The 14,807-nt window shown below is 71.4% G+C and carries 14 protein-coding genes and 1 riboswitch; of the genes, 7 read left to right on the forward strand and 7 right to left on the reverse strand.

Translation table 11 applies throughout. From position 1 onward, the window contains the following. Positions 1 to 124: 124 nt before the first annotated feature. The 3 genes from ICC28_RS16570 to thrC all read right to left on the reverse strand — a co-directional run bounded on the left by ICC28_RS16570 (position 125) and on the right by thrC (position 2,314). Entirely contained in the window at positions 125 to 328 is a 204-nt protein-coding gene (locus tag ICC28_RS16570) for a cold-shock protein (RefSeq protein WP_004986573.1), read from the reverse strand. Between the two features lie 430 nt (positions 329 to 758). Next, a complete protein-coding gene (locus tag ICC28_RS16575) occupies positions 759 to 1,034 on the reverse strand; it encodes a MoaD/ThiS family protein (protein ID WP_188289338.1) in 276 nt (91 codons plus the stop codon). Then, a complete protein-coding gene (gene thrC / locus ICC28_RS16580) occupies positions 1,031 to 2,314 on the reverse strand; it encodes a threonine synthase (RefSeq protein WP_188289339.1) in 1,284 nt (427 codons plus the stop codon). The genes ICC28_RS16575 and thrC overlap by 4 nt, the downstream gene beginning before the upstream one ends. Positions 2,315 to 2,332: 18 nt before the next feature. Beyond that, a riboswitch (SAM riboswitch) is annotated at positions 2,333 to 2,471 on the reverse strand. 176 nt (positions 2,472 to 2,647) lie between these two features. Here thrC and ICC28_RS16585 point away from each other — a divergent pair. The 3 genes from ICC28_RS16585 (at position 2,648) to otsB (ending at position 5,954) form a co-directional block, all read left to right on the forward strand. Beyond that, positions 2,648 to 3,592, forward strand: coding sequence for a glucosyl-3-phosphoglycerate synthase (locus tag ICC28_RS16585; RefSeq protein ID WP_188289340.1), 945 nt, complete (start codon positions 2,648 to 2,650; stop codon positions 3,590 to 3,592). 62 nt (positions 3,593 to 3,654) lie between these two features. Further along, a complete protein-coding gene (locus tag ICC28_RS16590) occupies positions 3,655 to 5,058 on the forward strand; it encodes a trehalose-6-phosphate synthase (protein ID WP_188289341.1) in 1,404 nt (467 codons plus the stop codon). A 44-nt stretch (positions 5,059 to 5,102) separates the two neighbouring features. Then, positions 5,103 to 5,954, forward strand: coding sequence for a trehalose-phosphatase (gene otsB, locus ICC28_RS16595; protein WP_188289342.1), 852 nt, complete (start codon positions 5,103 to 5,105; stop codon positions 5,952 to 5,954). Between the two features lie 356 nt (positions 5,955 to 6,310). On the opposite strand, the gene ICC28_RS16600 is transcribed toward otsB, so the two are convergent. Then, complete coding sequence (locus ICC28_RS16600) at positions 6,311 to 6,544, reverse strand: DUF3263 domain-containing protein (RefSeq protein ID WP_188289343.1); 234 nt, start codon at positions 6,542 to 6,544, stop codon at positions 6,311 to 6,313. 40 nt (positions 6,545 to 6,584) lie between these two features. Then, entirely contained in the window at positions 6,585 to 7,805 is a 1,221-nt protein-coding gene (locus tag ICC28_RS16605; protein ID WP_188289495.1) for an ABC transporter substrate-binding protein, read from the reverse strand. A gap of 157 nt (positions 7,806 to 7,962) precedes the next feature. Here ICC28_RS16605 and ICC28_RS16610 point away from each other — a divergent pair, with 157 nt between their 5' ends. The 3 genes from ICC28_RS16610 to ICC28_RS16620 all read left to right on the forward strand — a co-directional run bounded on the left by ICC28_RS16610 (position 7,963) and on the right by ICC28_RS16620 (position 11,168). Then, on the forward strand, positions 7,963 to 8,904 hold the full coding sequence (locus tag ICC28_RS16610) for an ROK family protein (protein WP_188289344.1): 942 nt from the start codon (positions 7,963 to 7,965) through the stop codon (positions 8,902 to 8,904). Further along, positions 8,904 to 10,121: an N-acetylglucosamine-6-phosphate deacetylase gene (gene nagA / locus ICC28_RS16615; protein WP_188289345.1), complete on the forward strand. Its 1,218-nt coding sequence runs from the start codon at positions 8,904 to 8,906 to the stop codon at positions 10,119 to 10,121. The genes ICC28_RS16610 and nagA overlap by 1 nt, the downstream gene beginning before the upstream one ends. A 117-nt stretch (positions 10,122 to 10,238) precedes the next feature. After that, entirely contained in the window at positions 10,239 to 11,168 is a 930-nt protein-coding gene (locus ICC28_RS16620) for a 1-phosphofructokinase family hexose kinase (protein ID WP_188289346.1), read from the forward strand. A gap of 6 nt (positions 11,169 to 11,174) precedes the next feature. Here the strand turns inward: ICC28_RS16620 and ICC28_RS16625 are convergent, their stop codons facing one another. After that, positions 11,175 to 12,125, reverse strand: a complete 951-nt coding sequence (locus tag ICC28_RS16625; RefSeq protein ID WP_188289347.1) for a carbohydrate-binding protein — start codon at positions 12,123 to 12,125, stop codon at positions 11,175 to 11,177. Between the two features lie 119 nt (positions 12,126 to 12,244). Next, complete coding sequence (cdgB, locus tag ICC28_RS16630; RefSeq protein WP_188289348.1) at positions 12,245 to 13,897, reverse strand: diguanylate cyclase CdgB; 1,653 nt, start codon at positions 13,895 to 13,897, stop codon at positions 12,245 to 12,247. Positions 13,898 to 14,217: 320 nt separating this feature from the next. On the opposite strand from cdgB, the gene ICC28_RS16635 reads away from it, so the two are divergent. Further along, positions 14,218 to 14,796: a flavin reductase family protein gene (locus ICC28_RS16635; protein WP_188289349.1), complete on the forward strand. Its 579-nt coding sequence runs from the start codon at positions 14,218 to 14,220 to the stop codon at positions 14,794 to 14,796. The last annotated feature ends 11 nt before the right edge of the window (positions 14,797 to 14,807 follow it).

Consider the following 14,807-nt stretch of genomic DNA (forward strand, 5'->3'; position numbering starts at 1 on the left):
CCGCGAAGCGGGCCGGTTGCGCCCGGAGCGCCGGCATGACGAAGGGCTCGTGCCCGAGGGGTGGGTACCCCGGGACACGAGCCCTTCGTCAGAAGACGTCGCTTGCGGTTCGTTGGTCGCGCGTTCAGGCAGTGACGCGAACCATGTCGGCCTGCGGGCCCTTCTGGCCCTGCGAGATCTCGAACTCGACCCGCTGGCCCTCTTCCAGGGTGCGGTAGCCGTCCATCTGGATCGCGCTGTAGTGGACGAAAACATCCGCACCACCGTCGACCGCGATGAAGCCGTACCCCTTCTCCGCGTTGAACCACTTGACGGTGCCCTGAGCCATGCCTAACTCCCCTATTACTGGCCCTTGCACAGATCCACACTTCGCAGATCCGGGTCAGACCTCACCCCCCACGGTTTGGGGGCGTGCGCCGGAACGCGTCGACCGCGGCTGAATGTATCTGTCCAACTGCCGTCTGCAACAGGTCAATCGGACGAGAATTCTGGACGCGCCCGGTCCGGAATGTGGTGAGAATTCGTCCGAATTCAGGGCAAGTCGGGCCCCACAAAAGGCACAGAAGGCGCAAAAGGCACGCACACTTTGGCTACTTCTCATCGCATGCGGAGTCCGGGCACATATGCGCCCGGCATGCGGGAAGCCGCTGTTTCCCCAACTCTATCGCGCTCAACCATGCAGAATTGCCCCCTCCGTTTCTCTTACGGAGAGGGCAATTCAACGAGCTGACAGTGACGGCGATTACCGACGGTAAGGGTCAGCCTCCGGCGACGGCCGGAATGATCGAGACTCCGGCGCCGTCCGGCGTCGCCGTCTCCAGGCCCTGCTCGAAGCGGACGTCGTCGTCGTTGACGTAGACATTGACGAACCGGCGCAGCTGACCCTGGTCGTCGAGCACCCGGGCGGCGATGCCGGTGTGGTTCTTCTCCAGGTCGGCGATGACCTCGGCGAGGGTGCCGCCCTCGGCGGTCACCTCGGCCTGGCCGCCGGTGTAGGTGCGCAGGATGGTGGGGATGCGGACGGAAACGCTCATGCGAGGCCAGCCTCTCGGAAAGAATCAAGGTTGGGACGGATCGTGGCGGTCAGGCCGGTGCCGGCCACCGCGTCGAGGGTCTTGAGGCCGTCGCCGGTGTTCAGGACGACCGTCGTCAGCGCCGGGTCCAGCAGGCCGTTCTCGATGAGCTTCTTCGTCACGCCCACCGTCACACCGCCCGCGGTCTCCGCGAAGATGCCCTCGGTCTGCGCGAGCAGCTTGATCGCGTCGACGACCTGCTCGTCCGTCACGTCCTCCACCGCACCGCCGGTCCGCCGCGCGATGTCCAGGACGTACGGCCCGTCCGCCGGGTTGCCGATGGCCAGCGACTTGGCGATGGTGTTCGGCTTCTGCGGGCGGACCACGTCGTGACCCGCCTTGTACGCCACCGACACCGGCGAGCAGCCCTCGGCCTGCGCGCCGAAGATCTTGTACGGCTTGTCCTCGACGAGCCCGAGCTTGATCAGCTCCTGCAGCCCCTTGTCGATCTTCGTGAGCTGCGAGCCGGAGGCGATCGGCACGACGAGCTGGTCGGGCAGCCGCCAGCCGAGCTGCTCGCAGATCTCGTACGCGAGGGTCTTGGACCCTTCCGCGTAGTACGGCCGCAGGTTGACGTTGACGAAGCCCCAGCCCTCGCCGGCCGGGTCGCCGATCAGCTCGGAGCAGAAGCGGTTCACGTCGTCGTAGTTGCCCTCGATACCGACGAGCTCACCGCCGTAGACCGCGGCCATGACGACCTTGCCCTGCTCCAGGTCGTGCGGGATGAACACGCAGGAGCGGAAGCCGGCGCGGGCGGCGGCGGCGCCGACGGCACCGGCGAGGTTGCCGGTGGAGGAGCAGGAGAGCGTGGTGAAGCCGAAGGCGCGCGCGGCCTCCAGGGCCTGGGCGACGACCCGGTCCTTGAAGGAGTGCGTCGGGTTACCGGAGTCGTCCTTCACATACAAACCGCCGGTGACGCCGAGTTCGCGGGCCAGATTGTCGGCCTTGACGAGCTTGGTCCAGCCCGGATTGAGGTTGGGCTTGTCGGCCACGTCCGCGGGGACGGGCAGCAGCGGCGCGTAACGCCAGATGTTCGCGGGGCCCGCTTCGATGCGCTTGCGGAGGTCCTCGGCGTCGTAGGCCGAGAAGTCGTAGGCGATCTCCAGCGGGCCGAAACACTCCTCGCAGGCGAAGACCGGTCCGAGGGGGACGCGGTGACCGCACTCGCGGCAGCTCAGGGCCGCGGCGGGACCGAGGTCGACGGTGGAGTTCCCGGTGGTTGCAACAGTCTGCACAGCCATGTGAGGCGAGGCCCTTTCTCCTCATCTTCCTCACGACGCATCTCGCCGTGAGACGGATTTGGCACCTTCCCTAGCCGGGAGCCTCGCGCGAACGAGACCGGCTGGAGGGTTGCCGGGGCTTCATCGGGCCGTATCCCTCTGCCCCTCTGGATGAGCGGTATGAAGTTGTGACAGCGGATGATCCCGGACATGCGATGGTCATCCGCGTTGTTCAAGACTGTAACCGACGCCCTGGACAGTTGAGATAGTCGTCCGAACCGCGAGATGGATCACCACGTGCGTCCCACGTGCATCCAGGGAACTCGCCAAGAGAACGCTAAGGAGCCGCGCACTGTGCTGGAAGAAGTCGAGCGCTGGCTGAGCACCCGCTCCTGGTCCGTGACGGACCGCCCCCTCCACCAGCTGCTGAACGCCAAGCAGCGCACGGGCCAGTCGGTCTCCGTCGTGCTGCCCGCGCTCAACGAGGAGGAGACGGTCGGTGACATCGTCGCCGTGATCCGTCATGACCTCATGCAGCAGGTCCCGCTCGTCGACGAGATCGTCGTCGTCGACTCCGGGTCGACCGACCGCACCTCCGAGGTCGCCGCGGCGGCCGGGGCAAGAGTCGTGCACCGCGACGCGATCCTGCCGCGCATCCCGACCGTCCCCGGCAAGGGCGAGGTGCTGTGGCGCTCCCTGCTGGCCACCGGCGGGGACATCGTCTGCTTCATCGACGCCGACCTGAAGGAGTTCCGGTCGGAGTTCGTCTCGGGGATCGTGGGCCCGCTGCTCACCGAGCCCGGGGTGGACCTGGTCAAGGCGATGTACGACCGTCCGCTCGGCCAGGCCGCCGGACAGGGCGGCCGGGTCACCGAGCTGATGGCCCGCCCGCTGCTGAACATGCACTGGCCGCAGCTCGCGGGCTTCGTGCAGCCGCTGGGCGGGGAGTACGCGGCCCGCCGCGGCCTGCTGGAACAGCTCCCCTTCCCCGTCGGCTACGGCGTGGAGCTGGGCATGCTCGTCGACGCCCTGCACCTGGTGGGCCTGGACGCGCTGGCCCAGGTCGACGTGGGCGTGCGCAAGCACCGGCACCAGGACGGGCAGGCGCTGGGCCGGATGTCCGCCGCGATCTACCGCACCGCCCAGCTGCGGCTGGCCCGCGGGCATCTGATCCGCCCCTCGCTCACCCAGTTCGAGCGGGGCGAGGACGGTTTCGAGCCGCGTACGTACTCCGTGGACACGGAGGAGCGGCCGCCGATGGTGGAGATCGTGGAGTACGCGTCGCGCAAGGTGGCGTAACGCACGTCGCGCCATGCGTCTCGTACGTTTGAGCGTTTCCGGCTCGGGCTAGGTTGAGGCGTATGGCTTCCACGCACGGTGCTGCACAGGTGCTGGTCGCGTCCAATCGCGGCCCGGTGTCCTACGAGGTGCAGGAGGACGGATCGCTGCACGCCAAGCGGGGCGGCGGCGGACTGGTGTCGGGCCTGTCGGCCATCGGCCCGGACGCCGGCGCCCTGTGGGTGTGCTCGGCACTGTCCGACGGTGACCGCGAGGCGGTTCGGCGCGGCGTCGGAGAGACGGGCGTACGGATGCTGGACATCGACGCCGAGGTCCATGCCGACGCGTACAACGGCGTCGCCAACTCCGTGCTCTGGTTCGTCCACCACATGCTGTACCAGACGCCGGTCGAGCCGGTGTTCGACAACGAGTTCTGGCGGCAGTGGGGGAACTACGCCCGCTACAACCGGGCCTTCGCGGAGGCGCTGGCCGAGGAGGCGGGCGACGGCGCGGCGGTCCTGGTCCAGGACTACCACCTCACCCTCGTCCCCGGGATGCTGCGCCGGCTGCGCCCGGACCTGCGGATCGCCCACTTCTCGCACACCCCGTGGGCACCGGTGGACTACTTCCGCATGCTGCCCGACCGGGTGGCCCGCGAGGTGCTGGAGGGCATGCTCGGCGCGGACCTGCTCGGCTTCCTCACCCACCGCTGGGCGGAGGCGTTCACCGCGTGCTGCACGGAGATCGTGGGCGGCCTCGGGGACACCCGGGTCGGCGTGCACGGCCTGGGCGCCGACGCGGACTTCCTGCGCGAGCGGTCGCACGAGGCCGACGTCGAGGAGCGGATGGCGGCGCTGCGCGCGGAGATCGGCGCGGGGCCGGACGGACAGCCGCGGAAGACGGTCGTGCGGGTGGACCGCACGGAGCTGTCGAAGAACATCGTGCGCGGCCTGCTGGCCTACCGGGAGCTGCTGACGGACTTCCCGTGGTGGCAGGAACGGGTGGTGCACGTCGCCTTCGCGTACCCCTCCCGGCAGGACCTGGCGGTGTACCGCGACTACACGGCGGAAGTGCGGCGGGTGGCGGACTCGATCAACGAGGAGTTCGGCACGGCGGACTGGACGCCGGTCGTGCTGCACGTCAAGGACGACTTCGCGCGCTCCCTGGCGGCGTACCGGCTGGCCGACGTGGCGCTCGTGAACCCCATCCGGGACGGCATGAACCTGGTCGCGAAGGAGGTGCCGGTCGTCTCCGACGAGGGCTGCGCGCTGGTGCTGTCGCGGGAGGCCGGGGCGTTCGAGGAGCTGGGCGAGGACGCGATCGTGGTCAACCCGTACGACATCGGCGGCACGGCGAACGCGCTGCACGAGGCCCTGGGGATGGCGGCGGACGAGCGGGCGGAGCGTACGAAGAGGCTGGCGGCGTCCGCGACGGCGCTGCCACCGGCGGCGTGGTTCCTGGAGCAGTTGCGCGCGCTGACGGGCTGAGATCTGCCGTGCGTGCCTCCGGCTCCCGTGGATAGGGTCCCCGTATGGGCAGCCACACGGACTCCACGGACGCACTGCCGACCCCTTCCACCCCCGCCGGGCGTGCGGGTCTTGACGCGATCCTCGCGCGGCCCGGCCGCGCGGTGATCGCGCTCGACTTCGACGGCACGCTCTCCCCGATCGTGTCGGACCCCGAACAGGCCCGCGCCCACCCCGACGCGGTGCCCGCGCTCGCCGCGCTCGCGCCGAAGGTGGCCGCGGTCGCCGTGGTCACCGGACGTCCGGCCGACGTCGCGGTCCGCTACGGCGGTTTCGCCGGCGTTCCCGGTCTGGAGCACCTCGTCGTCCTCGGCCACTACGGCGCCGAGCGCTGGGACGCCGTCTCCGCCTCCGTCACCGCCCCCGACCCCGACCCGGGAGTCGCGGCCGTCCGCGCCGAGCTGCCCGGAGTCCTCGACGGGGTCGGGGCCCGGCAGGGCACCTGGGTCGAGGAGAAGGGCAGCGCGGTGGCCGTCCACACCCGCCGCGCCGAGGACCCCCAGGCCGCGTTCGAGGCCCTGCGCGAGCCCCTCACCGAACTGGCCGCCCGCCACGGCCTGATCGTCGAGCCGGGCCGCATGGTCCTGGAACTCCGCCCGCCCGGCATGGACAAGGGCGTCGCCCTCCTCGACTACGTCCGCGAGATCGACGCCACCTCGGTCCTCTACGCCGGCGACGACCTGGGCGACCTCCCCGCCTACGCCGCCGTGGACAAGCTCCGCACCGACGGCACCCCGGGCCTGCTGGTGTGCAGCGGCAGCGGAGAGGTCCCGGACCTGGAGGAGAGGGCGGACGTGGTGGTACCGGGCCCGGCGGGGGTAGTAGCGCTGCTGAGAACCCTCGCGGCCCGGTTGTAGCCCCACCGTCCGGGCCCCCGCGGCCCGCACTCGGCGAGCCGACCGGCGCGCGGTGGCCCCGCGCCCCGGACGGCGGCTGCACCGTGCGCCACCCGCTGAAGCAGGGCACCCCGACCACGCCGGGCAGGCGGCTCCGGCCGGCGCACCAGCCCACGCTCACGGCTCCGAGCGGCGGACCCCCCACACCCGCACCCAGGACTCCGCCCGGCGGACACCCCGCACCCACGCACCCGTGCGCCCACCGGCGGGCGCACCGCGCCCAGGACGCCCCGACAGGCGGGCGCCCTGCACCCCACGCCCAGACCGGCGGGCTTCCCACCCCCGGCCCCACCGGCAGATGCCCCGCGGCCCCCCGTTCAGCGCTCCGAACGGCGGGTGTCCCGGACCCGTCTCAGGCGGTTCACCGTGATCGGGTCGTGGGCCAGGGCTCGTTGGTCGTCGAGGAGGGCGTTGAGGAGTTGGTAGTAGCGGACGGGGGCCAGCCCGAGTTCCTCGCGTATCGCGCGTTCCTTCGCTCCCGGGCCCGCGAAGCCCCGGCGCTCCAGCGCGAGGATCGCCTGCTCCCTGCGCCCCAGCGGCTCCTGTTCCATATCCCGCACCGTAGCCCGCGCCACTGACATCGGGGCGGGGCTACTGGGCGTTCTCCTCCGCCACCGCGGTGACCTGGAGCTCCCGGAGCACGGTCGACGGGTTGCCGCCGGGCCCGACCGCCTTGCCGATCCTCTGCTTGACCTCGGCGCTGACCGCGGCCCAGGAGATCCGGCCCACGGGGTACAGCTCGGAGGCGGGCAGGGCCTCCAGGAAGGGCTTGAGCTCGGTGTCCTGCTTCGACGAGCTCATGACCTCGGAGACGGAGTTCGTCACGGGCAGCAGGTCGTACTCGCGGGAGAACGCGAGCACGTTCTCCTCGTCGTAGACGAAGTCGAGGAAGTCGCCGACCTCCTCGGCCTGGCCGTTCTGCTTGAAGGCCATCATCCAGTCGGCGACGCCCATGGAGACCTTGCTCGGCCCGTCGGCGCCGGGCATCGGCACCATGCCGAACTTCACACCCTTGGCGGTGGCCGCCTTCATCAGCGAGGGGTGCCCGTTGAGCATGCCCACGTCACCATCGGTGAACGCCTCGAAGGCGGCGGCCCGGTTGAGGCTCGCGGGCGCGACGGGCCCGGTCAGGTCCTTGCCGACCAGCTCGTCCTTGAGCCAGCTGAAGGTCTTGACGTTCTCCGCGGAGTCGATGTCGTAGGTGCCGGCGTTCGGGTCGGTGTAGCCGCCACCGCCGCTGAGCAGCCACTGCATGGTCTCGGCCTGCGCTTCTTCGGGGCCCAGCGGGAGGGCGTACGGGTACTTCACGCCCTCCGCCTTCAGCGCCTCGGCGTCGGCGGCCAGCTGCTCCCAGGTCTGGGGCGGCTGGATGCCTGCCTGGTCGAAGAGGGTCTTGTTGTAGAAGAGCAGGCGGGTGGAGGAGGCGAACGGCATGCCGTACTGGGTGCCGTTGACCGCTCCGGCGGCGGCGAGCTGCGGCACGAAGTCGGCCTGGGTGGTGATGGAGAGCAGCTCGCTGGCCGTGTAGAGCTTGCCGGCCCGGGCGTAGTCGGCGTACGCGCCGATCTGCGCCATGTCGGGCGCCTTGCCGGCCTCGACCAGCTCCTTGACCTTGCGGTCGACATCGGTCCAGGAGTACACGCTGACGTCGATCTTCACCCCGGGGTGGGCGTCCTCGTACTCCTTGACCAGGGAGTCCCAGTACTTCTTGGAGCTGTTGGCCGCGCTGTCGCCGTAGTCGGCGGCGACCAGCCTCAGCGTCACCTCGTCCGAGCCCCCGGTGAGGCCGCAGCCGCCCAGGACCGCCGTCATGCCCAGCGCGGACACCACCGCGATCGTCCCTGTCCTACGCCGCTGCACCGCTCTTCAGCCCCAAATCCACCGCGAAAACTTTCGAAACGTCGTCATAAGGTCTACACCACGCGAGTGGACTAGACCTCTTGCGGGTCCGCGGTCCACACTGTCCCCCGTGAGACATGTCATCGCCCTCGACGTGGGCGGCACCGGGATGAAAGCCGCCTTGGTCGGGGCGGACGGCACGCTGCTGCACCAGGCCCGCCGGGCGACCGGCCGCGAGCGCGGCCCCGAGGCGGTCGTACGCACCATCCTCGACTTCGCCGCCGAGCTGCGCGCCCACGGCACCGAGCGGCTGGGCGGACCCGCGGCCGCCGCCGGCGTCGCCGTGCCCGGCATCGTCGACGAGGCACGCGGCATCGCCTCCTACGCGGCCAACCTGGGCTGGCGCGACGTACCCCTGCGCGAGCTGATCGGCGCCGAGCTGGGCATCCCCGTCGCCCTCGGCCACGACGTGCGCACCGGCGGCCTCGCCGAGGGCCGCGTCGGCGCCGGGCGGGGCACCGACCGCTTCCTGTTCGTGGCGCTGGGCACCGGCATCGCGGGCGCGATCGGCCTGGACGGCCGGGTGGAGGCGGGGGCGCACGGTTTCGCGGGCGAGATCGGCCACATCGTCGTGCGCCCCGGCGGCACCCCCTGCCCCTGCGGGCAGCACGGCTGCCTGGAACGGTTCGCGTCCGCCGCGGCCGTCAGCGAGGCCTGGGCCGCGGCCTGCGGGGACGCGGAGGCGGACGCCGCGGACTGCGCCAAGGCCGTCGCGTCCGGCGACCCGAACGCCGTACGGGTCTGGCAGCGGGCGGTGGACGCCCTCGCCGACGGCCTCGTCACCGCCCTCACCCTGCTGGACCCCCGCACCCTGATCATCGGTGGCGGCCTCGCCGAGGCGGGGGAAACCTTGTTCACACCACTGCGGGACGCCGTCCGGCAGCGGGTCACATTCCAGAAGCTGCCGGAGATCGTCCCGGCGGCGTTGGGAGACACCGCCGGATGTCTCGGGGCCGGCCTGCTGGCCTGGGACCTCGTCAACCACACCGACCGTACGGAGGTAACCCCCTGATGGCAGCCGACGCAGGGGCGCGGGGCCCAATTGAATCTGCGGCCACCGCCGCGCGGGCGCGACAAGCCCCCACCGGCCCGCAGACGATCCTCAAGGGGGCCCGAGTCGTACTCCCGACAGGAACCATCGGCGCAGGCCAAGTGATCGTCGAAGACACCCGCATCACCGCCACCGCCCACCCGCACGCGCACGTCATCGACGTAACCAACCACTACCTGGTCCCGGGCTTCGTGGACATCCACAACCACGGCGGCGGCGGAGCCTCCTTCACCTCGGGCACCGTCGACGAGGTGCTCACCGGCATCCACACCCACCGCCTGCACGGCACCACCACCCTCGTCGCCTCCACCGTCACCGGCGACATGGACTTCCTCGCCCAGCGCGCGGGACTGCTTTCCGAGCTGGCCGAGCAGGGCGACATCGCCGGCATCCACTTCGAGGGCCCGTTCATCTCCCCGTGCCGCAAGGGCGCGCACTCCGAGGAGCTGCTGCGCGACCCCGACCCGGCCGAGGTCCGCAAGCTGATCGACGCGGCGCGCGGCCACGCCAAGATGGTCACCCTCGCCACCGAACTGCCCGGCGGCATCGACTCCGTACGCCTGCTGGCCGAACACGGCGTCATCGCGGCCGTGGGCCACACGGACGCCAGCTACGAGCAGACGGTCGAGGCGATCGACGCGGGCGCCACCGTCGCCACGCACCTGTTCAACGCGATGCCCGCGCTCGGCCACCGCGCCCCCGGCCCGATCGCGGCGCTGCTGGAGGACGAGCGGGTCACCGTCGAGCTGATCAACGACGGCACGCATCTGCACCCGGCCGCGCTGGAGCTGGCGTTCCGTCACGCGGGCGCGGCCCGGGTCGCGTTCATCACGGACGCGATGGACGCGGCGGGCTTCGGCGACGGGCGTTACATGCTCGGCCCGCTGGAGGTGGAGGTGGCCGACGGCGTGGCGCGGCTGGTGGAGGGCGGCTCGATCGCGGGGTCCACCCTCACCCTGGACCGCGCCTTCAAGCGGGCGGTGACGGTCGACGGGCTGTCCGTGGCGGACGCGGTGGCCGCGCTGTCCGCCAACCCGGCCCGGCTGCTGGGCATGGACGACCGCATCGGCTCCCTGGAGCCCGGCAAGGACGCCGACCTGGTGCTGCTGGACTCCGCGTTCGACGTCAAGGGCGTGATGCGCAAGGGCGCGTGGGTGGTCGATCCCCAACTGGGCTGATTCATCCGGCAGGAGGAGGACGGCGGACGGCCCGAGGACTGGGCCGTCCGCCGTCTCTTTGGCATGATCGGGCCCCGTAAGAGACGGCACGCACATTTTCGGGGGAGGTCGGCCCGGGTGATCCTCACGGTCACGCTGAACACCGCGCTCGACATCACCTACCGCGTACGGGGGCTGCAACCCCACGCCTCGCACCGCGTCTCGGAGGTGACCGAACGCCCCGGCGGCAAAGGCCTGAACGTGGCCCGCGTCCTGGCGGCACTCGGCCACGAGGTCACGGTCACGGGCTTCGCGGGCGGCGCCACGGGCCGGGTCGTCCAGGACGGCCTACGGACCACCCGCGGCCTGGCGGACGCCCTGCTCCCCATCGCCGGGGCGACCCGCCGCACGATCGCCGTGGTCGACGAACACACCGGCGACACCACCCAGCTCAACGAACCGGGCCCGATCATCTCCCCCGCCGAATGGTCCGCCTTCCGCGAGGCCTACGACGATCTCCTCACGTCGGCCTCGGCGGTGGCCCTGTGCGGCAGCCTGCCGCCGGGGGTGCCGGTGGGCGCGTACGCGGGCCTGGTCCGCGCGGCGCGGGCGGCGGGCGTCCCTGTCCTCCTGGACGCCGCCGGAGAGGCCCTGCGCCGCGGGGTCGCCGCACGCCCCGACATCATCAAGCCCAACGCCGACGAACTGGCCGAACTCACCGGCTCCCACGAGCCGTTCCGCGCCACGCAGGACGCACGACGCCGGGGCGCCCGGTCCGTGGTGACCTCCCTCGGCCCCGACGGCCTCCTCGCCCACACCCCCGACGGCCACTGGCGCGCCACCCCTCCGGCCCGCGTCCACGGCAACCCGACGGGCGCGGGCGACGCGGCGGTGGCGGGCCTGCTCTCCGGCCTGGTGGAACAACTCCCCTGGCCCACCCGCCTGGCACGGGCAGCGGCCCTGTCGGCGGCGAGCGTCCAGGCACCCACGGCGGGCGACTTCGACCGGGGGACCTACGAGGAGTTGCTGGGGCGGGTGACTGTGGCGGGAGAGGTCACCGCCGCGTGATCAGGACTAGGAGTCGACCCAGCCCTCCACCAGCCATGCCTGGTCGATGAGGGCGTCGCACTGGTCGCCCTCCTCGCAGGAGACCTTGAACGTGTTGGTCCCCTTGTTGAGCTGGACGTAGTTGTAGGTCTTCGTCCAGCCCTTTTCGTAGTCGCCCTCATCGGCGTTCGCCCAGTTCTTCAGGCCGACCGGCGTGGTGGCCGGGGTGCCGTTGACCGTGAGGGTGGCGGTGCCGTCCTTGCCCGGGACGCTGTAGCCGACGTACAGGGTGTACTTGCCGGACTCGGGGATGCCGTTGGCGGTCCAAGTGAGGGACGCGCCGACCTTGTTGAAGCCGTCGACGTAGACACCGCCGGACGCCTTGGCTCCCTTGACGGCGGAGGCGGTGCCGGCGCCTCCTTCGAGCCGCATCGCCTTCGCGTCGATCTCGGGCAACTTCACCTCGTCCTCGGCGCTGTCGCTCCCCGTAGGCGTCGGTTCCGCGCTTTCGGACTGGGTCGGCGTGGAGCCCGCCTCGTTGCCGGGGTCGTCGCCCTTCTTGTCGTCGCCGCCCGCCATGGCGACCGCGATGCCGATGACGACCGCGGCGACGACCGCGATCGCGCCGATGAGGAGGCCCTTGGTGTTGGGCCCCCGGCCGCGGCCGGAACCGGAACCGGAGCCGCCGCTGTAGGCCGGCTGCTGGGGGGCCGTCGGGCCGCCGCCGTTGCCGGGGAAGGTCTCGGGGGCCGCGTAGTGGGCGCTCGGCTGGCCGTACGCGCCCTGCTGCTGCGGCACCGCCTGCTGCTGCCCGCCGTACGTGCGCTGGCCGACCGCGCGCACCCGGTTGACGGAGTTGGGGTAGCCGTAGCCACCGGACGGCGGCTGGGCGCCGTTGGCCTGCCCGTCGGCGTAGAGGTAGCCGAACGGGTCGTCGTCCTCGGGCGGCGTGCTCGCGCCGTTGTTGCCGGACGTCATCCCTCTGGTCTCCTCACCGGGTGCGGGCGATGCGGTACGTGTGTGACGAAGGGCGAGCCTACCCGCTCCGGCTGCCCCAAACGGGTGACTCAGACCGCATCAACTCGCTGACCTGGGGTTCACCCAGCGCGCCTGTGCTGTTTGGGACGAGATCGTTTCTCTACGTACATCCGTTCGTCGGCCGACTTCAGCACCTCGTCAGCCGTCATGCCGCAGTGCGCCCACCCGATGCCGAAGCTCGCGCCCACCCGCATGGCCCGTCCGTCGACCCGGATGGGCTGGATGATCTCGTTGCGCAGCCGTACGGCGAGGTCCTGGGCGTCGGCCCGGCCGAGCCCGTCGGCGAGGACGACGAACTCGTCGCCGCCGAGCCGGGCCACGGTGTCGCCGTCGCGGACGCCCCGGGAGAGCCGGCGGGCCACCTCGATGAGGACCGCGTCACCGGCGTTGTGCCCGAACCGGTCGTTGATCGACTTGAAGCCGTCGAGGTCGCAGAAGAGCACCGCGAGCCCCTTGGTGCCGTCGTCGCGCTCGCCCTCGGGGGCGACGGTGTGCACATGGTGGTCGTAGGCGTCGATGGCCTGCGCGCCGGGGCGGAAGTCGAAGCCGTGGCCGTTGACGTCGTAGACGGGATGGCCGTAGGCGGCGTCGAGGGATTCGAGGGCGCCGGGCTCGGTCTGGCGCTGACAGAGGCGGGCGGAGAGCCGGGAGCGCAGTTCGGCGGAGTTCGGCAGGCCGGTCAGGGAGTCGTGGGAGGCGCGGTGGGCGAGCTGGAGCTCGCGGCGCTTGCGCTCCTCTATGTCCTCGACGTGCGTCAGCAGAAACCGGGGGCCGTCGGCGGCGTCGGCGACGACGGAGTTGCGCAGGGAGACCCAGACGTAGGTGCCGTCGCGGCGGCCGAGGCGGAGTTCCGCCCGGCCTCCTTCGGCGGAGGTCCTGAGCAGGGTGCCTATGTCCTCGGGGTGGACGAGGTCGGAGAAGGAGTAGCGGCGCATCGCGGAGGCGGGGCGGCCGAGGAGGCGGCAGAGCGCGTCGTTGGTCCGCAGGATCCGGCCGTGCTGGTCGCCGCCCATCTCGGCGATGGCCATGCCGGAGGGCGCGTACTCGAAGGCCTGGCGGAAGCTCTCCTCGCTCGCCCGAAGCGCCTGCTGCTCGCGTTCGAGTCTGACCAGTGCCCGCTGCATATTCGCGCGTAGACGTGCGTTGCTGATCGCGATGGCGGCCTGGAACGCGTACATCTGGAGCGCCTCGCGGCCCCACGCGCCCGGCAGCCGGCCGTTGCGCGGCCGGTCCACGGACAGGACGCCGATCAGCTCGCCGGAGGCGCCGCCCTGCACGCCGGGCGTGTACATCGGCGCGAAGAGGCGGTCGGAGGGGTGCCACTCGTCCTCGAAGCGGGGCGCGGGTCCGTCGGTGTACCACTGCGGGACGTCGTCGTCGTCGAGGACCCAGCCCTCGGTGTGCGGGATGAACACCAGGTCACCCCAGTGCTCGCCCATGGCCAGCCGGCGGTCCCAGGACTCGCGGGAGCCGACGCGTCCGGTGATCAGCGCCTCGGCGGCGGGGTTGCCGGAGAAGGCGGCGACGACCAGGTCGCCGTCGGGGCGGACGAGGTTGACGCAGGCCAGCTCGTAGCCGAGGCCGGTGACCACGCCGTCGGCGACGGTCTGCAGCGTGTCCGCCAGGCTGCGGGCGGTGTTCATGTCCGCCATGACCTGGTGCAGCTGCCGCAGGGTCGCAAGACGGACGTACGGCTCCGACTCGGTCTCCATGCTCGCCCTCCCCCCGAGACCTCGCAGCGAATCAAGGGTTGTCTTCGGCGTCGTCCCCGCCACTGAATCACAGCGCGCTGCCCACTCGGTACACAGGGTCAACAATTAGTGCCCCTTGTGACTCAAGTCACAGCGAAAGATGAACAATTGAGCGGGGTTTCTGTGTTTTTCCTGTCCGTTTGCTGAACGCAAACTTTGTACGGAGCGCGACGGAGGGCGGTGGAGCGCTCCGCCCCCGCAGGGTCGGTCCGTGGTCCTAGGTCCGGTCTCGGCCCGGGGCCCGATGCGCCGCGCTCGCCGCGGAGACTAGCGTTCCGGGCGTGCCGAACATTCCCTCCGCCGCCCCGCCCCCGATCACCGCCCCGCCCCTCGACGGGCATGCTGAAGGGGTGAGCAACGACGAGTTCCGTGCCGCCATGTCCCGGCTGGCGTCGGGCGTGGTCCTGGTGACCGCCTTCGAGCCCCCGCTCGCCGCCGACGGCCCCAAGGGCGAGGACGTCGGCATGACGGCGACGGCGTTCCTGTCGGTCTCCCTCGACCCACCCCTGGTGCTGGTCAGCCTGCGCACCGGCTCCCGCATGGACGACCTGCTCGACGAGCAGCCCCTGTGGGCGGTCTCCGTGCTGTCCGAGAGCCAGCGGCACATCGCCGGCCGGTTCGCCATGAAGGGCCGCATCAGCGACCGGCTCCTCTTCGAGGACATCCCCTACGTACGCGGCGAGGCGACCGGCGCCCCGCTGGTGGGCGGGGCGCTGGCGACGCTGGAGTGCCGCACGGAGAAGAGCGTGGTCGCCGGCGACCACACGCTGGTGATCGGGCGGGTCCTGACCGCGTCCCTGCCCAGCGCCGAGGGAGGGCCGCTGATGTACTTCCGGGGCCGCTACCGGCAGTTGGGCTGACCCGGAAACCC

Source organism: Streptomyces sp. TRM68416, from assembly GCF_014596915.1.
Classification (GTDB): domain Bacteria; phylum Actinomycetota; class Actinomycetes; order Streptomycetales; family Streptomycetaceae; genus Streptomyces.